Annotated in this window: 23 protein-coding genes; 3 read left to right on the forward strand and 20 right to left on the reverse strand. The window is 68.0% G+C overall.

The genetic code is table 11. The features are described from left to right. Positions 1-191: 191 nt before the first annotated feature. Entirely contained in the window at positions 192-674 is a 483-nt protein-coding gene (locus OJF58_RS01860) for a transposase (RefSeq protein WP_300781374.1), read from the forward strand. Between the two features lie 154 nt (positions 675-828). On the opposite strand, the gene OJF58_RS01865 is transcribed toward OJF58_RS01860, so the two are convergent. From OJF58_RS01865 to OJF58_RS01935, 15 genes are all read right to left on the reverse strand, one after another. Further along, positions 829-2,097 (reverse strand): pitrilysin family protein, encoded by a 1,269-nt coding sequence (locus OJF58_RS01865; RefSeq protein ID WP_300781375.1) that lies wholly within the window; start codon positions 2,095-2,097, stop codon positions 829-831. Further along, a complete protein-coding gene (thrC, locus tag OJF58_RS01870; RefSeq protein ID WP_300781376.1) occupies positions 2,094-3,569 on the reverse strand; it encodes a threonine synthase in 1,476 nt (491 codons plus the stop codon). Before thrC ends, OJF58_RS01865 begins: the two co-directional genes overlap by 4 nt. A 145-nt stretch (positions 3,570-3,714) precedes the next feature. Next, the gene (locus OJF58_RS01875; RefSeq protein ID WP_300781377.1) at positions 3,715-3,966 is read right to left on the reverse strand and encodes a DUF1272 domain-containing protein; all 252 of its coding nucleotides are present in this window, start codon (positions 3,964-3,966) and stop codon (positions 3,715-3,717) included. Positions 3,967-4,029: 63 nt separating this feature from the next. Beyond that, on the reverse strand, positions 4,030-4,482 hold the full coding sequence (locus OJF58_RS01880) for a type II toxin-antitoxin system VapC family toxin (RefSeq protein ID WP_300781378.1): 453 nt from the start codon (positions 4,480-4,482) through the stop codon (positions 4,030-4,032). Further along, positions 4,479-4,718, reverse strand: a complete 240-nt coding sequence (locus tag OJF58_RS01885) for a hypothetical protein (protein WP_300781379.1) — start codon at positions 4,716-4,718, stop codon at positions 4,479-4,481. The genes OJF58_RS01880 and OJF58_RS01885 overlap by 4 nt, the downstream gene beginning before the upstream one ends. 127 nt (positions 4,719-4,845) lie before the next feature. Then, positions 4,846-6,348 (reverse strand): carboxypeptidase M32, encoded by a 1,503-nt coding sequence (locus OJF58_RS01890; protein ID WP_300781380.1) that lies wholly within the window; start codon positions 6,346-6,348, stop codon positions 4,846-4,848. After that, positions 6,345-7,103 (reverse strand): SURF1 family protein, encoded by a 759-nt coding sequence (locus OJF58_RS01895; protein WP_300781381.1) that lies wholly within the window; start codon positions 7,101-7,103, stop codon positions 6,345-6,347. Before OJF58_RS01895 ends, OJF58_RS01890 begins: the two co-directional genes overlap by 4 nt. A gap of 11 nt (positions 7,104-7,114) precedes the next feature. Beyond that, positions 7,115-7,477, reverse strand: a complete 363-nt coding sequence (locus OJF58_RS01900) for a DUF983 domain-containing protein (RefSeq protein ID WP_300781382.1) — start codon at positions 7,475-7,477, stop codon at positions 7,115-7,117. Positions 7,478-7,544: 67 nt separating this feature from the next. Next, the gene (locus tag OJF58_RS01905; protein WP_300785134.1) at positions 7,545-8,417 is read right to left on the reverse strand and encodes a cytochrome c oxidase subunit 3; all 873 of its coding nucleotides are present in this window, start codon (positions 8,415-8,417) and stop codon (positions 7,545-7,547) included. A 2-nt stretch (positions 8,418-8,419) separates the two neighbouring features. After that, positions 8,420-9,010, reverse strand: a complete 591-nt coding sequence (locus OJF58_RS01910) for a cytochrome c oxidase assembly protein (protein ID WP_300781383.1) — start codon at positions 9,008-9,010, stop codon at positions 8,420-8,422. Further along, positions 9,007-9,162 (reverse strand): hypothetical protein, encoded by a 156-nt coding sequence (locus tag OJF58_RS01915; protein WP_300781384.1) that lies wholly within the window; start codon positions 9,160-9,162, stop codon positions 9,007-9,009. The genes OJF58_RS01910 and OJF58_RS01915 overlap by 4 nt, the downstream gene beginning before the upstream one ends. After that, a complete protein-coding gene (locus OJF58_RS01920; protein ID WP_300781386.1) occupies positions 9,159-10,094 on the reverse strand; it encodes a heme o synthase in 936 nt (311 codons plus the stop codon). Before OJF58_RS01920 ends, OJF58_RS01915 begins: the two co-directional genes overlap by 4 nt. A gap of 61 nt (positions 10,095-10,155) precedes the next feature. Beyond that, complete coding sequence (ctaD, locus tag OJF58_RS01925; protein WP_300781387.1) at positions 10,156-11,775, reverse strand: cytochrome c oxidase subunit I; 1,620 nt, start codon at positions 11,773-11,775, stop codon at positions 10,156-10,158. Between the two features lie 25 nt (positions 11,776-11,800). Continuing rightward, entirely contained in the window at positions 11,801-12,664 is an 864-nt protein-coding gene (gene coxB / locus OJF58_RS01930) for a cytochrome c oxidase subunit II (protein ID WP_300781388.1), read from the reverse strand. A 251-nt stretch (positions 12,665-12,915) separates the two neighbouring features. Further along, positions 12,916-14,808: an ATPase, T2SS/T4P/T4SS family gene (locus tag OJF58_RS01935; RefSeq protein WP_300781389.1), complete on the reverse strand. Its 1,893-nt coding sequence runs from the start codon at positions 14,806-14,808 to the stop codon at positions 12,916-12,918. A gap of 265 nt (positions 14,809-15,073) precedes the next feature. Between OJF58_RS01935 and OJF58_RS01940 the strand changes: the two genes are divergently transcribed. Together OJF58_RS01940 and OJF58_RS01945 are read left to right on the forward strand one after the other, a co-directional pair. After that, positions 15,074-15,619: a peptidylprolyl isomerase gene (locus OJF58_RS01940; protein ID WP_300781390.1), complete on the forward strand. Its 546-nt coding sequence runs from the start codon at positions 15,074-15,076 to the stop codon at positions 15,617-15,619. Positions 15,620-15,655: 36 nt separating this feature from the next. Beyond that, positions 15,656-16,129, forward strand: a complete 474-nt coding sequence (locus tag OJF58_RS01945; RefSeq protein ID WP_300781391.1) for a peptidylprolyl isomerase — start codon at positions 15,656-15,658, stop codon at positions 16,127-16,129. Positions 16,130-16,385: 256 nt separating this feature from the next. On the opposite strand, the gene OJF58_RS01950 is transcribed toward OJF58_RS01945, so the two are convergent. The 5 genes from OJF58_RS01950 to OJF58_RS01970 form a co-directional block, all read right to left on the reverse strand. After that, positions 16,386-17,090, reverse strand: coding sequence for an ABC transporter ATP-binding protein (locus OJF58_RS01950; protein ID WP_300785135.1), 705 nt, complete (start codon positions 17,088-17,090; stop codon positions 16,386-16,388). Continuing rightward, positions 17,090-17,818 (reverse strand): ATP-binding cassette domain-containing protein, encoded by a 729-nt coding sequence (locus OJF58_RS01955; RefSeq protein WP_300781392.1) that lies wholly within the window; start codon positions 17,816-17,818, stop codon positions 17,090-17,092. Before OJF58_RS01955 ends, OJF58_RS01950 begins: the two co-directional genes overlap by 1 nt. Beyond that, a complete protein-coding gene (locus tag OJF58_RS01960; protein WP_300785137.1) occupies positions 17,815-18,873 on the reverse strand; it encodes a branched-chain amino acid ABC transporter permease in 1,059 nt (352 codons plus the stop codon). Before OJF58_RS01960 ends, OJF58_RS01955 begins: the two co-directional genes overlap by 4 nt. A 74-nt stretch (positions 18,874-18,947) precedes the next feature. Next, entirely contained in the window at positions 18,948-19,814 is an 867-nt protein-coding gene (locus OJF58_RS01965; RefSeq protein ID WP_300781393.1) for a branched-chain amino acid ABC transporter permease, read from the reverse strand. Between the two features lie 108 nt (positions 19,815-19,922). Next, entirely contained in the window at positions 19,923-21,158 is a 1,236-nt protein-coding gene (locus OJF58_RS01970; protein ID WP_300781394.1) for a transporter substrate-binding protein, read from the reverse strand. Positions 21,159-21,165 lie beyond the last annotated feature (7 nt).

Genomic DNA, 21,165 nt, shown 5'->3' on the forward strand with positions numbered 1-21,165 from the left:
CTCCAGTGGCGCAATCTTCTTTGCTTCGATACGCCATGAGCGCGATCGGAGTCGCGCGCTCCTATGATTAAGAAGGCGACTCATGGGAGCGCGCCACTCCAGTGGCGCTCATGAATCATAAGGGCTGGCACTCGCGCGGGTATCTGCCGCACTTCGATTCGGCCGAGACGATCCAATTCCTGACCTTCCGATTGGCCGACAGTCTGCCTGCCGAGGCGATAGAGAAAATGAAGCTCATGACGGCGCCGCTTCCCGACGCCGATCGCGATGCTCTTCTCGACGCGGGCCACGGCGACTGCTTGCTCAAGGAGCCGGCGATTGCCCGCATCGTCGAGAATGCCCTGCTCCACTTCGATGGCATGCGTTATCGGCTATTCGCCTGGACGATCATGCCGAACCATGTTCATGTCCTGGTCGAGCCCAGGCCCGACCGGACGGTGGGAAGCATCGTGAGTTCCTGGAAGCGGTTTTCGGCGCGGGCAGCCAATCGCCTTCTGCAACGCTTCGGCCCGTTCTGGCAAGACGACTACTGGGACACCTACATCCGCAACGAGCGGCACTTCGAATCGACCGTCAGCTACATCGAGAACAACGCCGTGAAGGCTGGTCTCATGGACAAAGCGGCACACTGGCCCTGGTGCCACGCGCGCTTCCGCTTTGATAAACCGTCATAGGAGCGCGGCCACTCCAGTGGCACAATCTTCCCTGTCCCGACACCCCATGAGCGCAACTGGAGTTGCGCGCTCCCATGAGCGCTCGGGGGAGCGCGCCACTCCAGTGGCGCAATCTTGCTGTTTCGACATCGCGTGAGTGACGCGCTCTGATGACTCAGGCCGCGAGGCGGGCGGCGATCCTGTCCAGGGGCTCGAGCGGGGCGATGGGGCCGAGGGCGGCCAGCGTGAGGCTGCCTTGCAGGAAGCGGCGGGCGACGCGGCGCACCGCTTCCTGGTCGACCGCCTCGATGCGGGCCACGATCTCGGCGTAGGGAATCGACCGGTCGTGGATAAGCAGATGCCGCGCCGCCTGCTCGCAGCGCGCGCCGCTCGACTCGAGCGCCATCAGCGTGCCGGCCTTGATCTGGGCGCGGGCGCGCGCGAGCTCCGCCTCGGTGACCGTGTCGGCGACACCCGCGAACTCCTCGCACACCGCCGGCACCAGCTCGGCGAGATCGTCCTCGCCGGTGCCGGCATAGATGCCGAACAGCCCGCCGTCGGCATAGGCCGAGTTGAAGCAGTGGATGCCGTAGACCAGCCCGCGCTCCTCGCGGATGCGCTGGAACAGGCGCGAGGACATGCCGCCGCCGAACAATGTCGAGTAGACGACGCTGGCGTAATAGTCGGGATCGCGGTAGCCGATGCCCTCGCAACCCAGCACCAGATGCGCCTGCTCGAGCGGCCGCGGCTCGCGGTTCTCGCCGCCGACATAGGCGAGCGGCTGCAGCGGCGGCGCGTTGGCGGCCGTGCGCGGCACCGTGCCGAAGTGCTTCTCCGCCAGCTCGACGATCCGCCCGTGCTCGACCCGCCCCGCCGCCGCCAGCACCATGTTCGACGCGGTGTAGTGGCGCGCGAGGAAGGCGAAGAGATGGTCGCGGCCGATCGCCTCGACCGAATCGGCCGTGCCCAGCACCGGCCGGCCGAGCGGCTGGTCGGGCAGCGCGATCTCCTGGAACTGGTCGAAGATCAGGTCGTCGGGCGTGTCGAGCGCCTGGCCGATCTCCTGCAGGATGACGCCGCGCTCGCGCTGCAGCTCGTCGGGATCGAACACCGAGTTGCGCAGGATGTCGGCCACCAGCTCGACGCCGAGCGCCACGTCCTCCTTCAGCACCGAGGCGTGGTAGGCGGTGATCTCGCGGCCGGTGTAGGCGTTGAGGCTGCCGCCGACGGTCTCGATCTCCTCGGCGATCGCGCGGGCGCTGCGCGTTTTCGTGCCCTTGAACGCCATGTGCTCCAGCATGTGCGCCATGCCGTTGAGTTCCGCGCTCTCGTGGCGTGTGCCGCAGGCGACCCAGACGCCGAGCGAGGCCGATTCGACCTCGGGCATGGCGTCGGTCGCCACGCGCAGCCCGTTGGCGAGCGTCGTGACCTCGACCTCGCTCATGTCCGCACCTTCGGCCGCGCGGCGCGCGAGGTTCGTCCCTTCTGCTCCCGGGCCGACATGCGCTCGTCGATCAGCGCCTTCAGCGCCTCGGCGTCGTTCGGCAGCCGGTCGGCGCGCTCGGTGCGGTCCATGAGATCGTCGATGCGTGACGGCAGCGGCGGACGCACGCCGGTCGCCTTCTGCACGGCGTCAGGGAACTTGGCGGGATGGGCGGTCGCGAGCACGATCATCGGCACCTTCGGATCACGGCGATGCTGTTGCGCCACGGCATAGCCGATGGCGGTATGGGGATCGAGCGTCTCGCCGAAGCGGCGGCTGGCGTCGGCGATCGCCTGCAGCGTGCCCGGGTCGTCGAGGCGGCCGGCGTCGAACAGCGCCCGCACGCCGCCCAAGGCGTTGGCGCCGACGGCCAGCGTGCCGGTCCTGCGGAACGCCGCCATGGCCTCGGCCAGCACCTTGCCGTCGCGGCCGTAGAGGTCGAACAGCAGGCGCTCGAAGTTGCTCGAGATCTGGATGTCCATCGAGGGGCTGAGCGTGGGCACCACGCCGGCCAGAGTCATCGCCCCCTGCTCGAAGAAGCGCGGCAGGATGTCGTTGGCGTTGGCGGCGACCACGAAGTGCGACACCGGCAGGCCCATCTGGCGCGCGGCGTAGCCGGCATAGACGTTGCCGAAATTGCCGGTCGGCACGGCGAAGGCGACCGGCCGCTCGGGCGCGCCAAGCTTCAGCGCCGCCCAGAAGTAATAGACGATCTGCGCCATCACGCGCGCGAAGTTGATCGAGTTCACCGCCGTCAGTGCATGGCGGTCGCGGAAGGCGAGATCGTTGAAGCAGGCCTTGGCGAGATCCTGGCAGTCGTCGAACGTGCCCTGGACCGCGATGTTGTGCACGTTGGGCGCCAGCACCGTGGTCATCTGGCGGCGCTGCACCTCGCTCACCCGTCCGCGCGGATGGAGCATGAAGATGTCGATGGTCCGGCGGTCGCGCACCGCCTCGATCGCGGCCGAGCCGGTGTCGCCCGAGGTCGCGCCGACGATGGTGGCGTGCTGGCCGTGGTTCTGCAGCGTGTGGTCGAGCAGGCGGCCGAGGAGCTGCAGCGCCACGTCCTTGAAGGCGAGCGTGGGGCCGTGGAACAGCTCGAGCAGGTGCAGCCCGGCGTCCGTCCGGGTGGGCCGGCCCAGCGGCCTGAGCGGCGCGACGTCGGGCGTGTCGAAGGTCGCATAGGCCTCGCCGATCAGGCGGCGGAAGGTCGGTTCGCCGAAGGAGTCGCCGACGAACGGCTCCATGACCCGGAACGCCACCTCGGCATAGGGCTTGTCGCGCAGCGCCGCGATCTCGGCCTTCGAGAACTGCGGCCAGCTCTCGGGCAGATAGAGCCCGCCGTCGCGCGCCAGCCCCGCCAGCATGACGTCTTGGAACGACAGCGGCGCGGGATTGCCCTGCAAGCCATGGCGGGTGCTGATGTAACGCATGCGACTCGTCACTCTGGTTCAGGCGCCGCGAAGGATCCCTCGCCTCCGGCCCGGGATGACACGGTCAAAAGCAGTATGATCCCAGGCTCGAAGGCGATGTCATCCCGAGCGCCGCGAGGGATCTTTACTACCCTGCGCAGCGAGTTCACGCCACCTGGCGGCAGGGCGCGTGGTCCTTGCGCACGCGTTCGGTCGAGGGCGGATACTTGGCCAGCATCCGCTCCGGCCGCGTCGGCCGCTTCACGAGGTCGCCGCCGCAGTTGGGACAGACCCCGCCCAGCCGGGTGCGCGCGCAGTCGGCGCAGAAGGTGCATTCGAAGGTGCAGATCAGCGCATCCGGCGCGCCGTTCGGCAGGTCCTTGTCGCAGCATTCGCAGTTGGGGCGCAGGTCGAGCATGGCCCCTCTTACGCCGGGGGACCGGAAACGTCAAAAGCCGGGGAGTGGTGAAATTCTTCGAGGTCAAGGCGGCAGCCGGCCGACAAGCCCGGCCGCCTTTGTCAACGATATCGCCCTTCCGCGGAGGAGCCGCGGCCTGCGCTGATCGAGCTTGCGCAGGAGTCGCTCGTCGGCGGTAACGAATGGGCAGCCGTTCTCGGCCGCCAGGGTTAAATAGAGGCAGTCATAAGCTGGATGATCGAGCCCGATCGCGATGCGCGTTGCCGCTTCCAGCAGCGAGCGCGTGGGCAACAGTTCGACGTCTGCTGCCTGCAGAAGCCGGGCCGCGAGAAGGGCTTCGTCGTTGGAAAGCTCGTTTCGCCGGACCTTCTTCCAAAGAATGTTCGCGCACTCGGCGACCAGGAGTTCGGGTGCGATCAGCTTCGCTCGGCCGCGAAGTGCCAGGGCCTGTGGCGTCCCCTCCTCCTCGATCACCCATTTGACGACGATGCTGGCGTCGACGACGAGCGTGATCACCGCTCGTTGCGCCCTTCACGGAGCAGAATCTCCGAGGGGGTCTGCTTGCGCCGCCTCGTCAGCTTGCGCAACTCGGCCGCCAGCTTGTCGAAGGAAGGCTCGTCCTCGCCGGCAAGAGCCTGTCGCAGGATTTCCCGATGCTCGGCCTCGGCCGAGCGGCCGTGCCGGGCGGCGCGCCGTTTCAGCCTGGCGATCAACTCGTCGTCAAGATTGCGCACATGCAAATTGCCGGCCATCGGGCGTCGCCGCTTTGGGATCATTGATCTCAATGGTCTCAAATTGGGCGATGCCGGTCAAACAACGATTTCGGCGCGATGGCACGTTTTGCCGAAACACCGCATGGGCGCAACTGGAGTGGCGCAATCACGGCGCCAGATAGCGGCTCTCCAGATGCGCCTTGAAGGCGGCGGTGCCGAGCGGCGCGCCGGTGGCTTCTGTGAGCAGCGTGTCGGTGTCGGCGAGCGAGCCCTTGCTGTGGACGTTGGCGCGCAGCCAAGCCAGCAGCGGCGCGAAGTCGCCCTGCCCGATCGCCTCCAGCAGGCCGGGATTGGCCTTGCGGGCGGCGGCGAAGAGCTGGGCGGCGGCGAGCGCGCCGAGCGTATAGGTCGGGAAATAGCCCCAGGCGCCGTCGGGCCAGTGGATGTCCTGCAGGCAGCCCACCGCGTCGTCCGGCGGCACGATGCCGAGCAGCTCCTTCATGCCCGCGTTCCAGGCCGAAGGCAGATCTGCCAGCGCGAGGTCGCCGCCCAGGATCGCGCGCTCCAGCCGGTAGCGCAGCAAGATGTGCAGCGGATAGGTGACCTCGTCGGCATCGACGCGGATGAAGCCGGGCGCCACGCGCGTGTAGAGGCGATGGATGTTGGCCGCCTCCCAGGCCCGGCCGCTTCGGCCGAAGGCCGCGCGCATCAGGGGCGCGGCGAAGGCGATGAAGGCGTCGCTGCGGCAGGCCTGCATCTCCATCAGCAGCGACTGGCTCTCGTGCAGCACCATGCCGCGCGCATTGCCGACCGGCTGGCGCCGCCAGTCGCGCGGCAGGCCGAGCTCGTAGAGCGCGTGGCCGCACTCGTGCAGCACGCCCATCAGCGCACGGGCGAAATCGGCCTCGTCGTAGCGCGTGGTGATGCGCACGTCGTCGGGCGTGCCGCCGGTGAAGGGATGGGCCGAGACGTCGAGCCGGCCGTGCGTGAAGTCGAAGCCGATGGTGCGGATCAGCTTCTCGCCCAGCGCACGCTGGGCCTCGACCGGGAAGGGCCCCTCGAGCGGCAGCGGTTGGCCCATCCGCTTCTGCCGCTCCGTGACCTCGCCCAGCAGGCCCGGCACGAAGGTTTCGAGCTCGCCGAACAGCGTGTCGATGCGGGCGGCGCGACCGCCGGGCTCGTACTCGTCGAGCAGCGCATCGTAGAACGGCAGCCCGAGCGCGGCCGCCTTGGCCTCGCCGACGCGGCGCGTCAGCGTCACCACCTCGCCGAGGGTCGGCAGCAGGCGGGTGAAGTCGGCCGCCTTCCGCGCCTCGCGCCAGACCATCTCGCAGGCCGAGGTCGCGCGTGTGCGCGCCTCGACGAGGTCGGCCGGCAGGGCGTTGGCGTGCGTCCAGGCGTGCCGCATCTCGCGCAGGTTGGCGGCCTGCCAGGCACCGAGCGCGCCCCTCCCCTCCTCCGCCCGCGAAAGCAGCTCGGCCATGTCGGGCGCCACCATGATCTCGTGCCCGAGCACGCTGAGCGTCGCGAGCTGGTCGGCGCGATCGGCGCTCGCGCCCTCCGGCATCATGGTCGAGCGATCCCAGTTCAGGATCGCAGCCGAACGGCCGATCGCGCTCAGCCGGGCGAAGCGGCGCTCCAGCTCGGCGTAGGGGTCGTTGGCGATCATGCGGGATCCCCGCCCTTCGCCTTGGTGCGGCCGTTCACGGCGAGCCGGCCGTTCTCCCAGTGATAGGCGAGATAGACGCCGATCAGGGCGAGCCCGATCAGGAACCAGGTGATGGCGTACTGCAGATGGTCGTTGGGAATGTCGAGATGGGTCTGGCCGCCGATCGGCAGGCCGCCGGGATTGGGCGTGGCGTCGGCGTCGAGGAAGAAGCTGTCGAGCCTGGGATCGGGCGCGCCGCCTGCGATCCTGCGCATCGCCGGCACGTCGACGGTGAACCAGAAGTTATTCTCCGGATGGTTGTCGGGCGTGAAGTAGTGCTGCACCTGGGTCCGCCGCACGACGCCCACGAGGTCGACATGGCCCGCGATCTCGCCCGCCGCGCGCGTGGCCGGATCCTTCTTCGCCGACGGGATCCAGCCACGGTCGAACAGCACGATCCGCCCTTCGTCGGTGCGCACCGGCGTGATCACGTGCATGCCGACCTGGTCCTTGAGCGAGCGGGCGGCGAGATAGAACTCGTGGTCGTTCAGGAACGTGCCGGAGATCTTGACCCGGCCGTATTCATGGGCGAGCGGATCGCCCGCCAGCAGCTCGTCGAGCGTGATCGGCGCCGCCGCCTGATTGGCGGCGATGCGGTCGAGGATGCCCCACTTCCACTCCCGCCGCTCGAGCTGCCACACCGCGAGCGCCATGCAGAGGATGAAGATGGGCACCGAGATCACGGTGGGCCAGAACGCCGGCCTCAGCTTGAACATCGCGTTACCCTCTACTCCTCGAGCGCGGTCGAGCGGTGCGTGTATTGCTGGGCGACCAGCCACGCCTTCAGGAGCCGCAGCATCCATACCGCGGCAAAGAAGGTGAGCGGCACCCAGAGCAGCACGTGCACCCACCACGGCGGCTCGAAGCGGAACTCGACCCAGAACACCAGCAGCATCACGATGGCGCCGAGGCCCAGGATCACCAGCACGGCCGGCCCGTCGCCCGCGTCGTGGCCCCTGAGATCGAGGCCGCATTCGGCGCAGCGATCGGCGATGCCGAGCAGGCCGCGGAACATCCGGCCCTGTCCGCAGCGCGGGCAGCGGCCCCGCAGCACGATGTCGACTGTCGAAGGGCGCGGCCATTGGCTCATGGGCGATCTCCAAAGACAAACCGCCGGGGACGGCCCGGCGGTTCCGATCATAGACGCTCGCCGCGCCTCAGTGGTGCGCGACCGGGGCGTGGCCGGAGCCCCACCAGTAGATGCAGAAGAACAGGAACAGCCAGACCACGTCGACGAAATGCCAGTACCAGGCGGCGGCCTCGAAGCCGAAATGCTGGTTGGGCTTGAACTGGCCCTTCATGGCGCGGATCAGGCAGACGAACAGGAAGGTCGTGCCGACCATCACGTGGAAGCCGTGGAAGCCGGTCGCCATGTAGAAGGTCGACGAGTAGATGTTGTCGCGGAAGGCGAACGGCGCGTGCATGTACTCGTAGGCCTGGATGCCGGTGAAGCAGAGGCCGAGGATCACCGTCAGCAGCAGCCCGCGCACGGCGTCGCGCTTGTTGTTCTCGAGGATGGCGTGATGCGCCCAGGTCACCGTCGTTCCCGAGAGCAGCAGGATCAGGGTGTTCATGAACGGCAGATCGAACGGCGCGATCACCGTCACGCCCTTGGGCGGCCACATGGCGCCCAGCGCCTCGGTGCGGCCCGGCACCTCGGGCGAGTTGGGGTAGAGCGAGGAATCGAAGAACGCCCAGAAGAAGGCGGCGAAGAACAGCACCTCCGAGGCGATGAACAGGATCATGCCGTAGCGCAGGCCGATCTGGACGACGGCGGTGTGGAACGTGCGCGACTCGACGACCACGTCGCTCCACCACCAGTACATCGTGGCGAGGACGATCAGCAGGCCGGGCGCCAGGACCCACCAGTTGACGACCTTCATGACGCTCTCGACGCCGGGGCCCAGCAGGCCGGGGTGCATGCCGAGCGTGAAGCCGAACATCAGGATGAACGCCCCCAGCGCGCCGAGCGCCGGCCACGGGCTCGGATCGACGAGATGGTATGGGTGCTTAGGCGCGCCGTCGGACATAGTCATCCACCCTTTCCGGTATGCTCCGCCTTCAGGCTGCCGAGCAAGGTCTTCGCCCGCTCCGTCTTGGACTCGTAGAAGGTGTACGAGAGCGTGACGGTATGGACGTCATCGTAGCGCCGATCCTTGTCCATGTCGGGATCGACGAAGAACAGCACCGGCATGTCGACCGTCTGGCCGGGCTTCAGGAGCTGCTCGGTGAAGCAGAAGCACTGGATCTTGTTGAACCACTTGGCCGAGGCTTCCGGCGTGATGTTGTAGGTCGCCGTGCCGACGATCGGCCGGTCTGACAGGTTGGTGGCGCGGAAGTAGACGAGCTTCTGCTCGCCGAGATGGACCGTCACCTTGCGCTGGTCGGGCTCGAAGCGCCACGGCAGACCGGGATCGGTGTTGCTGTCGAAGCGCACCACCATCGTGCGCGCGATCACCGGATGGTCGTCCGACTGCGCGACCAGCGGCGTGCCGCCGAAGCCGGTGGCCCTGCAGAACGCCTCGTAGAGCGGCACCGCGGCATAGGAGAGGCCGAGCATCCCGCCCACGATCAGCACCATGGTCCAGGCCAGCCGCGTGTTGCGGTCGATCGGCTTCTTCACAGCTTGCCCCCCATGCGCACCATAGTGAGGATGAAGAAGAGCACGACCACCGCCAGCAGCACGGCCAGCATGAACAGGTTCTTGCCCCGCTGGCGGCGATGCATGTCGCTGTCGCCGGGGCGGCGATCGTCGTCGGCCATGGCGATCGTCATCCGGCCAGCATCCGGCCCGCCACCAGGTCGAGCGGCAGCGCCGCGAACAGGATGGCCAGGTAGAGCAGCGAGAAGTGGAACATGCGGCGCGCCGGCCGATGGCCGGTCTCGTCGTCGGGCGCGCGCCACACGCGGACGGCGTGGCCGACGAAGGCGAGGCTCATCGCGGCCGCGACCGCGCCGTAAAGCCAGCCGACGGCGCCCAGCAGCGTCGGCGCCAGCGCCACCGGCACGAGCAGCAGGGTATAGACCAGCATCTGGCGCTTGGTCTCGCGCGCGCCCGCCACCACCGGCAGCATCGGCACGCCGGCGCGGCGATAGTCGTCGCTGCGGTAGAGCGCCAGCGCCCAGAAGTGCGGCGGCGTCCACAGGAAGATCAGCAGGAAGAGCGCGATGCCGACGGCGGACACGTCGCCCGTCACGGCGGCCCAGCCGATCATCGGCGGGAAGGCGCCGGCGGCGCCGCCGATCACGATGTTCTGCGGCGTGCGCCGCTTCAGCCAGATCGTGTAGATGAAGACGTAGAACAGGATCGCCGCCGCAAGCAGCGCCGCGGCCGCGTAGTTGGCGGCAAGCGACATCAGCAGCAGCGAGAAGATCGCGAGCAGCACGCCGAGGCCGAGCGCATCGTCCGGCTCGACGCGACCCTGGGGCAGCGGCCGGTTGCGCGTGCGGGCCATCAGCGCGTCGAGATCACGCTCGTACCACATGTTGATGGCGCCGGCCGCGCCGGAGCCCAGCGCGATCGCCAGCACCGCCAGCGCCGCCGCGAACGGATGCAGGCGGCCGGGCGCGATCACGATGCCGATCAGGCCGGTGAAGACGACGAGCGACATCACGCGCGGCTTCAGGAGCTCGATATAGTCGCGCACGCGGACGGACTTCGCCTGCTCGCCCGTGCCCGTCAGAAAACCGTGTGTCGTGTCGCTCATGTCCTAATGGCGAGGGCGCCGCCCGTGCGAAGGCTGCGGCGGCGTCCCCGCTCCTCGTCCCTCAGTGATGCGCCGCGGGAGAGATGTGCGGCAGCTCCTCGAAGGTGTGGAACGGCGGCGGCGAGGCCACCGTCCATTCCAGGGTCGTCGCGCCCTCGCCCCAGTAGTTGGCGCCCACGCGGCGGCCGGCCAGGAAGGTGCCGAACACCACGAAGATCAGCCAGAAGATGGTCGAGGCGAAGGAGATGAAGGCGCCGATCGAGGAGATGAAGTTCCAGTCCCACATCGCATCGGGATAGTCGATGTAGTGGCGCGGCATGCCGGCGAGCCCGAGGAAGTGCATCGGGAAGAAGGTCAGGTTCACGCCGATGAAGAAGGTCCAGAAGTGCACCTGGGCCGCCCACTCCGGATACTGCCGGCCGGTCATCTTCCCGAACCAGTAGTAGAAGCCGGCGAAGATGCCGAACACCGCGCCGAGCGACAGCACATAGTGGAAGTGCGCGATCACGTAGTAGGTATTGTGCATCGAGTAGTCGACGCCGGCATTGGCCAGGACGACGCCGGTGACGCCGCCGATGGTGAACAGGAAGATGAAGCCGATCGCCCACAGCATCGGCACCTCGAGGCGGATCGAGCCGCCCCACATCGTGGCGATCCAGGAGAAGATCTTCACGCCCGTCGGCACCGCGATCACCATGGTCGCGGCCACGAAGTAGGCGCGCGTGTCGACGTCCATGCCGACCGTGAACATGTGGTGCGCCCACACGACGAAGCCCACGACGCCGATCGCCACCATCGCATAGGCCATGCCGAGGTAGCCGAAGATCGGCTTCTTCGAGAAGGTCGAGACGATGTGGCTCACCATGCCGAAGGCCGGCAGGATCATGATGTACACCTCGGGATGGCCGAAGAACCAGAAGAGGTGCAGGAACAGCATCGGATCGCCGCCGCCGGCCGGGTCGAAGAAGTGCGTGCCGAAGTTGCGGTCGGTCAGCAGCATGGTGATGGCGCCCGCCAGCACCGGCAGGGCGAGCAGCAGCAGGAACGCCGTCACCAGGATCGACCAGGCGAACAGCGGCATGCGGTGCAGGGTCATGCCGGGCGCGCGCATGTTGAAGATCGTGGTGATGAAGTTGATGGCGCCCAGGATCGAGGATGCACCGGCGAGGTGCAGCATGAAGATCACCATGTCCATGCCCGGGCCCTGCTGCACGGTGAGCGGCGGGTAGATCGTCCAGCCGGTGCCCACGCCGCCGCCGATGATCGGGGACAGCAGCAGCAGCAGGAAGGCCGGCGGCAGCAGCCAGAAGCTGATGTTGTTCATGCGCGGGAAGGCCATGTCGGGGGCGCCGATCATGAGCGGCACGAACCAGTTGCCGAACCCGCCGATCAGCGCCGGCATGACCACGAAGAACACCATGGTGAGGCCATGCGCCGTGACGATGGTCTGGAACAGGTGACCTTCGGGCGTGCCGTCGGCGGCCTTGAAGAACTGGACGCCGGGCTCCAGCAGCTCGAGCCGGATCGCGATCGAGAAGGCCGCACCGATGAACGCGGCGACGGCCGCGAACACCAGGTACATCGTGCCGATGTCCTTGTGGTTCGTGCTGAACAGCCACCGCTTGATGCCGGTGGGATGATGGTCGTCGTGATGGGCGGCGGCGCCGTGCGCGATGGACATTTACGATCTCCTGCGGAGGAGCACTCTAGCGGTTGACGGGAATGGTGGCGGCGGCGAGGCCGGTCGGCCGGGTCAGGCCGGCGGCCTTCTTCTGTTGCGCGACCCATTTGTCGAACTCGGGCTTGGAGACCACGCGCACGGCGATCGGCATGTACGTGTGGTTCTCGCCGCAGATCTGCGAGCACTCGCCGAAATAGTAGCCCTCGTGCTCGACGTTGATCCAGCCCTCGTTGAGCCGGCCGGGGATCACCGTCTTCTTGATGCCGAAGCCCGGCACCGTCCAGGCGTGCATGACGTCGGCGCCGGTGCCGATGATGCGGATGGTCGTGTTCACCGGAATCACCATCTCGTTGTCGACCGCCAGCAGCCGCGGGACCTGCGGCTTCTCCTTGATGCGGTCCGCTTCGGCAAGAATGCGGCTGTCGATCGAGAAGTTGCCCTGGTCGGGATACTCGTACTGCCAGTACCACTGGTGCCCGGTGACCTTGACCGTCATGGCCGCATCCGGCGCCTTGTCGCTGTAGTAGAGCAGCCGGAACGACGGGATGGCGATCACCACCAGGATCAGGATCGGGACGATCGTCCAGGCGATCTCCAGCACCGTGTTGTGGGTCACCGTGCTGGGCGTCGGGTTGCGCGAGACGTGGAAGCGGAACACCACGTAGATCAGGAGCGCCAGCACGAACAGCGAGATCAGCGTGATGATGACCAGGAGGAGGTTGTGCAGGGACTCCACCTTGTCCATGACCGTGGTGTAGGACGGCGGAAAGGACATCTGCCATTCGTGCGGGATGCCGACGATTTCCTGCGCCCGGGCGCTGCCCGCGAGGCTTATGCCTGCGACTGCCGATAGAACCCCGAGAAAGCCCAACACGCGCTTGCCGACCATGCGACCGTCCCTTCAGCAGACCGTCCCCCGACGAGGTTCCGGCCCGCAAAATCCCCCGCAATTCAAAGCGGTTAGTACCAGATATAGGAGAAGGTCGTAACGGGTTTTCGATGATGGCCGGTATGTGGCGGCCAGTCGCAGTCCTATCGCAGCAACGTGGTTATCCAGCGTGATTCGTTGGACCGCGCGCATCTTGCGCGCTCTCAGGCGGGCTGGCTCTTCGACAAGCTCCGAGCCGGCGCCTGCGGTTTCTACCGCAAGAGCGTCGCCAGATGCTCGGCGAAGCCGGCGGCCTGGATCTTCGGCGCGAAGGCCGGATGGCGGGCGCGGCAGACGAAACGGCCGTCCTCATGGACGAAGACGGCCGCACCCGCCGCGTCTTCCATCGAAACGGCGCGATAGAGGCCGTCGCGGCCGCGGGCGAGCCGGACGAGGAGATCGATGGAGCGCGTGAGGTCGGTAGCGGCGACGCCGGGCTCGCAGGCCGCGACAACGCCGCGCGGATTGCGCGAGGCGAGCAGGCCGAGCGCCTCGGTCTCCGAGCGCTGCAGCGAGTCGAGCATCAGGATCTCGGGGCGCAGCCGCTCGGCCGCGGCCAGCAGCACCGGATAGGGAGTCTCCGGCGAGGCAACGAGCTCGACCTTGGTCGCGACCGGCCAGCGGAACTGGCGATGGCGCGCCACGGTGACGAGCCGCATCGCGGCCTCGAGATCGCGGCCCATCGCCGCCAGCATCGCCGTCTTGCCGGCGCCGGCCGGACCCAGGATCAGGATATTGAGTCGCGCCCGCACCGCCACGCGCAGCAGCGCGGCCGTCCTCTGGTCGAGCATCTCCGACGCGATCAGCCGCGCGAAGGTGGCGGTGCCAGGTTCGGCGCGTCGCAGCGTCAGCACCGGCCCCTCGGGCGCGGCCGGCGGGAAGATCACCGTCGCGGTCGCGCCATCGCGAAGCTGCACGTCGGCCACCGCACTGGCCGGCTTCTCGGCCAGGCGATTGACGAGCTCGAGGAGATGCTCGTGATCGCGGAAGGTCTCGGCGGCCGGCGTCAGATTGCCGTCCTCGCGTTCGACGAAGACGGCGTGCGGACCGTTGACGAAGACGGCGCGAACGGTGTGGTCGGCCCACAGGCGATCGACGAGGCCGAGCCCCGAGACCTCGCTCAGCGCCACCAGCACCAGATGCTGGCGGACCTCCGGCGCCAGCGGCGGCAGGCGCTCGGTGCGGACGACCTCGTCGAGCGCCGCGTCGATGGCGCGCAGCGCCTCGTCGCGGCCGATGCGGCCGCCCGCCGGCATGGCCAGCCGCGGCTTGACGAGCTCCAGCGTGCGCGACAGCAGCCGCTCCACGCCCAGCGCTTCGCGATCGGCCACCGTCACCAGGGGAGAGGTCGGCGGCTCGAAGGCACGTTCAGGGACAGGCGGAATGGCAGGTTCGGGCGGCGGCGGCTCGTCGTCGCTCCACGGCGTCGGCTGCGGTGCTGCCGTGCCGGGAAAGGTGACGAGACCCTCGGATCCGGAGTCCCGGGACGGGGGCTCGCGCCTTTCGGCAACGGGCGCGCGCGGCGGCTCGGGAGGCGTCGGCTCTTCTTCGGAGGGGGTTTCAAACGGGGGAGGTGCCGGCTCGGGCGGGCGCTCGGACTCCGGCGCTTCCGGCGCCGGGGCGGCAGCCGCCGGCGGCTCGGCTGGCGGCTCTTCGGGCGACGGCACGGGCTCCTCGTCGGTCGGCGGCGGTTCGGGCTCGGCGGCCGGCGCGGCTTGGGGCGCCGCCGGTGCGGGCGGCGGCACGCGGCTCGCCGGCTCCAGCAGCTCGGCCACCAGCCGGCGCAGCTCGTGGCTGGTGAGGGTGATGCCGCGCGGCCGGAAGTAGGTGTGGACCAGCTCGCCCAGCTGATAGGCGATCTCCGGCGGCGTGCGGCCGCTGGCGAGCGCCGCGCGCACCATGTCGTAGCGCTCGAGGCAGAAGGCGTGCCACGTCGCCTGCATGTCGCGGGCTCGCGCGGGATCGCCGCGCTCGGGCAGGATCTCGTCGAGTGTCCGCGGCTCGGCGCTCGACCCGTTGCCGGCGGCGCCCGCGCGCTCTCGCAATGATCGCAGGGGTGACCGCTCCTCCTCCGGAGGCCGATCTCCACCGCTTGCGGCGGTCATCGATCAATCCACAAAATAAGTTCCCACACCGCGCGACCAGACCGGCATCGCTGCCGGCTCCCAACCGATCGCTCCATCTTTTTGCCATCGTGACCGGCGGCGCGCCACGGCAAAAGATGTGTAGCGCCCGGGCGATTACTGTGGCCGGCGCGGGCCAAACCTGTGACCGGTCGCAGGCGCACTTGGCCTTGTCTTTCGATCGCCGGCCGGTATGGTCGCGCCGCCGTCCCGCACGAGGGCGGAGCCGAGCCCGGGAGTACCACCAATGCGTCTGGTTTCGATCGCGGCGTGCGCCGCCCTCGTCCTGCTTTCGGCCGTCTCGACCCGGGCGGCGGACCTCGAGAACACCCTCTATATCGACCTCAAGGACGGTCGCGTCGTGATCGAGATGTATCCCGAGCTGGCGCCCCGGCACGTGGCGCGCATCAAGGAGCTGGCCCGCGCCCACAAGTACGACGGCATCGTCTTCCATCGCGTGATCGCGGGCTTCATGGCCCAGACCGGCGATCCGACCGGCACCGGGTCGGGCGGCATGGGCGATCCGCTGCCGGCCGAGTTCAACGACCAGCCGCATACCCGCGGCGCCGTCTCGATGGCGCGCACCCAGGACCCCAACAGCGCACGCAGCCAGTTCTTCATCGTGCTCAAGGACTCGCGCTACCTCGACCACCAGTACACGGTGTGGGGCCGCGTCGTGTCGGGCATGGAGTTCGTCGACAAGATCAAGAAGGGCGACCCGCAGTCGGGCCTCGTGCCGCCGCCTCAGGACAGGATGCTCAAGGTGCGCGTCGCCGCCGACGAGAAGCCCTGACCCCTTCCCTCCAACCATTTTCTGAAGGAGCCGCCTATGGACAAGGAGAATACCCTCTACATCGACCTCAAGGACGGCCGCGTCGTGATCGAGATGCGCCCCGACCTTGCGCCCAGGCACGTGGCGCAGATCAAGAAGCTCGCGCGCGAGGGCAAGTACGACGGCGTGGTCTTCCATCGCGTGATCGATGGCTTCATGGCGCAGACCGGCGATCCGACGGGCACCGGCACGGGCGGCATGGGCGAGACGCTCGCCGCCGAGTTCAGCAAGGAACCGCACACCCGCGGCGCCGTCTCGATGGCACGCACCAGCGATCCCAACAGCGCGCGCAGCCAGTTCTTCATCGTCTTCAAGGACTCGAATTTCCTCGACGGCCAGTACACGGTGTGGGGCCGCGTCACCTCCGGCATGGAGTTCGTCGACAGGATCAAGAAAGGCGCCGGCCAGTCCGGCAGCGTTTCCGCGCCGGACAGGATGGTCAAGGTCCAGGTGGCCGCCGACGCGGGCTAGGAACTAAAGATCCCTCGGCGTCGCCTCGGGATGACGCGGCTCTTTGTTCGCAGACCGTGTCATCCCGAGCGGAGCGAGGGATCTTTGGTTGGCGCCGATCAAGGATCCTCGCTTGCGCTCGGGATGACACCCGCCTTGCGGCAGGCAGCGCAGTTTCACTCCCGAGGGTCCGCACCTGGCTGGTGACGAACTCCCGTGGCGCTCATGACTGCGCCACTGGAGTGGCGCGCTCCTTTGAACTTTGAACAAGCCGGCGCTACCGCTCGACGCCGACGAACTCGCCGATCAGGTCGGGGTCCTGCAGGTGGCCGGGCGACACCTCGCGGGTGATGCGGCCCTTCTGGATCAGGAGGATGCGGTCGGACAGCGCCGCGATGAAGTCGAGGTTCTGCTCGACCAGCACCACGGTCAGCCGGCGGCTGCGCCGCAGCCGCGTCAGAAGCTCGATGATCTCGTCGATGATCGAGGGCTGGATGCCCTCGGTCGGCTCGTCCAGCAGGAGCAGCGCCGGCTTGCCGCAGAGACAGCGGGCGATGGCCAGAAGCTGCTGCTCACCGCCCGACAGCGCGCCGCCCAGCCGGTCGAGCAGCCGCCTGAGCCGCGGGAAATCGGCCAGCACCGAGTCTATCACCGGCCGGTCGCTGCCGGCTTCCTTGGCGCAACCCATGCGCAGATTGTCGAGCACCGACAGGTTGGGAAAGATGTCCCTGCCCTGCGGCACGTAGCCGATGCCGGCCCGCGCCCGCCGGTAGGGCGGCCAGTCGGTGATGTCGGCCTGGTCGAGCACCACCGCGCCGCCGGTCAGCGGCAGGAACCCCATGAGCGCCCGCAGGAGGCTCGTCTTGCCCATGCCGTTGTGGCCGAGCACGCCGACCGACTGGCCTTCGGCCACGGCGAAGGTGACGCCGTGCAGGATCGGGATGCGCCCGTAGGCGGCGTGCAGGTCGCGCACCTCGAGCATCACGCGGCGACCCGCTTGCCGAGATAGACGTCGCGCACCGTGGGATGGCGCAGGATGTTCTCCATCGAATCCTCGACCAGCACCCGCCCGCGGTCGAGCACCGTCACCTTCGACGCGATCATGCGGATGAACTGCATGTCGTGCTCGACCACGATCAGCGATCGGGTCCGGTTGATCTCGCGGATCAGCTCGGCGGTGCGCGCCACCTCCTCGTGCGTCATGCCTGCCGCGGGCTCGTCGAGCAGGATGAGCTCGGGCTCGGCGGCCAGCACGATCCCGAGCTCGAGCCACTGCCGCTGGCCGTGCGCGAGCTGGCCGACCGGGCGGCCGGCCACGCCCGTCAGCGCGATCCGCGCCAGGATCTCGTCCACCATCGCGTTGGCGCGCCGCGTGGGCCGGCCGCGACTGGCCGCGATCCACAGGTTCTCGCGCACCGAGAGCCCGTCGAACACGCTCGGCACCTGGGTCTTGATGCCGATGCCGAGCCGCGCGATCTCGTGCGTCTCGGCGCCGGCGATGTCGCGGCCGCGATAGAGCACCTTGCCACTGGTCGGCGGCAACTGTCCGGTGAGCAGCTTGAAGAACGTGCTCTTGCCGGCGCCGTTGGGGCCGATCAGGCAACGCAGCTCGCCCTCGGTCAGGCGGAAGTCGACGCCGCTCACCGCCTCGACGCCGCCGAAGCGCCGGCCGAGACCGATCGTCTCGAGCAGGACGGCGGGCTCCTTCATGTCGTGCCCTCCGCCTTGTCCGGCATCAGCTCGGTCGCTGGCGGCCGGCGACGGCCGACGGTGGCGCGGGCGAGGTCGAGCAGCGTCGGCATCACGCCCTTCGGCACCAGCAGCACGAAGGCCAGCAGGACGGCGCCGAGCACCAGGTTCGTGTTGCTGAAGTCGGCGATGCCGAAGACGGAGGAGAGCGCCTTCGCAATGGTCGGACCGAGGACGTGCTCGAGCGACGCCTTCGAGAGCTGGGCACTGCCGAGGAAGGCGGTCAGCCACTGGATGGCGATGCAGCCCACCACCGGCCCGATCAGCGTGCCGCGCCCGCCGACGATCACCCAGATGATGATCTGCGCCGACTGGCCGAGGCCGAAGATGGTCGGGCTGACGAAGGCGCCCCAGTTCGCGAACAGGCAGCCGGCGAGGCCCGCGAGCGCGCCGCCCAGCGTGAAGGTCCCGAGCTTGTAGAGCCGCGCGTCGTAGCCCAGGAAGCCCGCGCGCTGCTCGTTCTCGCGGATCGCCACCATGACGCGGCCGAAGCGGCTCACCAGCAGCCCGCGCAACCCGAAATAGACCGCGAGCAGCAGCACGATCGAGACGTAGAAGAGATCCTCCAGATCGAGCGCGCTGTCGGGAAAGCCCGGCCAGTTGAGCGGCGGGATCGAGGGGATGCCGTTGAAGCCGCCGAGCCGGGCCTCGCCGATATGATATTCGGGGCCGGCGGTCGAGTTCACGGCGTTGAACAGGATCAGCGTCACGGTGAGCGTGATCACCCCCAGATAGACGTCGCTGATGCGGCCGTAGAACATGAAATAGCCGAGCAGCGCCGCGAACGCCGCCGGCAGCGCGATCGCCAGCACGAACGGGATCGTGCTCTCGCCGATGTTGAACATCGCGATGGCGTAGGCGTAGGCGCCGAGGCCGAAGAAGGCCGACTGCCCGAAGCAGAGGATGCCGCCGTAGCCCCAGACCAGCGCGAGGCTCAGCGCCAGGATGGCGAGGATCAGGTAGACCGTGACGTCGAGCAGGGCGCTGAGCTCGAGCAGCAGCGGCAGGCCGATCATGGCGCCGAGGCCGACCACGCCGACCGCGATCAGGCCGGCGATATTCCAGCCTCGTGCATCCGGCGCGCCTGCGGTCACAGCCACCTCTTGAGGAAGCGGCCGGTGATGCCCTGCGGCAGGAGGCGGATCAGCACGATCGCCGCGGCGAGCGTGATCACGACGCCGAACACCGGCGTCGTGAAGTAGGTCGCCACTTCCTGGATGGCGCCGAACAGCGCCGCGGCGGTGACGGTGCCGCTCAGGATCGCCGCTCCGCCCCCGATCACGGTGATGAAGGCCTTGGCGATGTAGGCGATGCCGATGGTCGGGAAGACGCCCGAGATCGGCGCGATCAGCGCGCCCGCCAGGCCCGACAGCGCCGCCCCGACGCCGAACGTCACGGCATAGACCCGGGGCGGGCTGAGCCCCAGCGCCGCCGCCATGTTCGGGTTCTGCATGGTGCCGCGCGCGAACAGGCCGAGCCGCGTATGGCGCAGCACGAGGTAGATCGCGACCAGCAGCACCACCGTGATCGCGATCACCACCAGGCCGTAGATGCTGGTGCGGTAGTTGCCGATCGCCATGCCGCCCAAGGGCGCGGAGATGCCGACCGTGGTGTTGCCGAAGATGCCGGTGACGAGCCCGATCAGGAACAGGCTCAGCCCCCAGGTGGCGAGCATGGTGTCGATCATCCGGCCGTAGAGGAAGCGGATCAGCGTGCGCTCGACCAGCACGCCGATCGCGCCCACCACGATCGGCGCCACCACCAGCATCGCGATCCAGAGATTGACGCCGTGCTGGTTGGCGACGATGGCGCTGTAGCCGCCCAGCATCAGGAACTCGCCGTGCGCGAGGTTGATCACCCGCATCATGCCGAAAATGACGGCGAGCCCGACGCTGATCAGCGCAAGGCTCGCCATGGCAAACAGCACCTGGATGACCAGGACGAGGACCAGATCCACCTGCCTACCCTCGATCAGCGCCGTGTCATCCCGAGCGCAGCAAGGGATCTTTCCGCGGCATTCGAACCAAGGATCCCTCGCTGCGCGCGGGACGACACGGGCAAGGCCTCACGCCTTGATGACGTACTGCTTCTTGTCGTTCGGGTTCTTCTTGAGATTGCACACCGCGGCCGTGTCGGCCGGCGGCTGCTGGCTGAAATCCTCCAGCACGTTCAGCTTCTTGTCCCGCACCTCGGCGATATGGACGTCGAGAATGCAGTGATGGGTCTGCGGATCGATCGTGACCTTGCCGCTCGGAGCGTCGATGCCGATCGGCGTCTCCAGTGCCTCGATCACCTTCATGCGGTCGATGCTGCCCGCCTTCTTCACCGCCTCGGCCCACAGCTGGAAGCCCTGCCAGGTGCCCATGGCGAGCTCGGTGATGTTGGGATAGTCGGCGCCGAAGCGCTTGTGGAAGCGCTCGACGAACGCCGTGTTCTGCGGGTTCTTGAGGTCCTGGAAATAGTTGTAGCAGATCAGCATGCCGTTGCACTCGTCGGGCGACAGCACGATGTGCTCGTTGCCGACGGCGAAGGTCGTCGAGGCCATCGGGATCTTCTTGTTCATGCCGGCGGCGGCCCACTGACGGTAGAACGAGATGTGCGCGCCGCCGACCAGCGCCGACCACACGAAATCCGGGCCGGCCGCCTGGATCTTGGCGATCGAGGGCCCGAAGTTGGTGACATCGAGCGGGAAGAACTCGGTCGCCAGCGTCTCGCCGCCGTTCTCCTTCACGTACTTCTTCACCCACTCCGAGGTGATCTGGCCGTAGTTGTAGTCGGCGGCGACGATATAGACCTTCTTGCCCCACTTCTTCATCGAGTAGGGAACGAGCTTCTGGACCGTCTGCGCCGGCGTCACGCCGGTGTCGAACTGGTTGCGGTCGCACACGCCGCCTTCGTACTGCGTGTTGTAGAAGTAGAGCGTCTTGAAGCGGTCGAGCACCGGCCGGATCACCTCGCGCGACGCCGATGTGATGCCGCCATGGACCACCGCGACCTTTTCCTTGAGCGCGGCGTCCTGGGCATACTGCGTATAGAGCTGCATGTTCGACTGCGGATCGTAGCTGATGAGCTTGATCTGCCGACCGATCAGGCCGCCCGCGGCATTGGTCTCCTCGACCGCGAGCGTCAGGGCATCGACCATCGGCTTGCCGTAGATGTCGAGCCCGCCCGAGAGATCGTGGATGCTCGCGACCTTGATCGGATCGGCGGCCCGGCCGCGCGAGCTCAGAACGGCGCTGGCGGAAAAGGCGGCGGCCGTCGCGGCCGATGTCTGCAGCAGCTTCCTGCGGGCTATCTTCATGCTTGGC

The sequence above is a fragment of the Enhydrobacter sp. genome, from assembly GCF_030246845.1.
GTDB lineage: Bacteria > Pseudomonadota > Alphaproteobacteria > Reyranellales > Reyranellaceae > Reyranella.

What these genes read in the sequence shown, in the direction of transcription:
- OJF58_RS01920 (WP_300781386.1), bottom strand. Translation starts at nt 10,094, where the DNA reads ATGAGCGACACGACACACGGTTTTCTGACGGGCACGGGCGAGCAGGCG.
- coxB (WP_300781388.1), bottom strand. Translation starts at nt 12,664, where the DNA reads ATGGTCGGCAAGCGCGTGTTGGGCTTTCTCGGGGTTCTATCGGCAGTC.
- OJF58_RS01900 (WP_300781382.1), bottom strand. Translation starts at nt 7,477, where the DNA reads ATGAGCCAATGGCCGCGCCCTTCGACAGTCGACATCGTGCTGCGGGGC.
- OJF58_RS01945 (WP_300781391.1), top strand. Translation starts at nt 15,656, where the DNA reads ATGGACAAGGAGAATACCCTCTACATCGACCTCAAGGACGGCCGCGTC.
- OJF58_RS01940 (WP_300781390.1), top strand. Translation starts at nt 15,074, where the DNA reads ATGCGTCTGGTTTCGATCGCGGCGTGCGCCGCCCTCGTCCTGCTTTCG.
- OJF58_RS01960 (WP_300785137.1), bottom strand. Translation starts at nt 18,873, where the DNA reads ATGATCGGCCTGCCGCTGCTGCTCGAGCTCAGCGCCCTGCTCGACGTC.
- OJF58_RS01905 (WP_300785134.1), bottom strand. Translation starts at nt 8,417, where the DNA reads ATGTCCGACGGCGCGCCTAAGCACCCATACCATCTCGTCGATCCGAGC.
- OJF58_RS01955 (WP_300781392.1), bottom strand. Translation starts at nt 17,818, where the DNA reads ATGAAGGAGCCCGCCGTCCTGCTCGAGACGATCGGTCTCGGCCGGCGC.
- OJF58_RS01865 (WP_300781375.1), bottom strand. Translation starts at nt 2,097, where the DNA reads ATGAGCGAGGTCGAGGTCACGACGCTCGCCAACGGGCTGCGCGTGGCG.
- OJF58_RS01970 (WP_300781394.1), bottom strand. Translation starts at nt 21,158, where the DNA reads ATGAAGATAGCCCGCAGGAAGCTGCTGCAGACATCGGCCGCGACGGCC.
- OJF58_RS01890 (WP_300781380.1), bottom strand. Translation starts at nt 6,348, where the DNA reads ATGATCGCCAACGACCCCTACGCCGAGCTGGAGCGCCGCTTCGCCCGG.
- OJF58_RS01875 (WP_300781377.1), bottom strand. Translation starts at nt 3,966, where the DNA reads ATGCTCGACCTGCGCCCCAACTGCGAATGCTGCGACAAGGACCTGCCG.
- OJF58_RS01915 (WP_300781384.1), bottom strand. Translation starts at nt 9,162, where the DNA reads ATGACGATCGCCATGGCCGACGACGATCGCCGCCCCGGCGACAGCGAC.
- OJF58_RS01950 (WP_300785135.1), bottom strand. Translation starts at nt 17,090, where the DNA reads ATGCTCGAGGTGCGCGACCTGCACGCCGCCTACGGGCGCATCCCGATC.
- OJF58_RS01935 (WP_300781389.1), bottom strand. Translation starts at nt 14,808, where the DNA reads ATGACCGCCGCAAGCGGTGGAGATCGGCCTCCGGAGGAGGAGCGGTCA.
- OJF58_RS01885 (WP_300781379.1), bottom strand. Translation starts at nt 4,718, where the DNA reads ATGGCCGGCAATTTGCATGTGCGCAATCTTGACGACGAGTTGATCGCC.
- thrC (WP_300781376.1), bottom strand. Translation starts at nt 3,569, where the DNA reads ATGCGTTACATCAGCACCCGCCATGGCTTGCAGGGCAATCCCGCGCCG.
- ctaD (WP_300781387.1), bottom strand. Translation starts at nt 11,775, where the DNA reads ATGTCCATCGCGCACGGCGCCGCCGCCCATCACGACGACCATCATCCC.
- OJF58_RS01895 (WP_300781381.1), bottom strand. Translation starts at nt 7,103, where the DNA reads ATGTTCAAGCTGAGGCCGGCGTTCTGGCCCACCGTGATCTCGGTGCCC.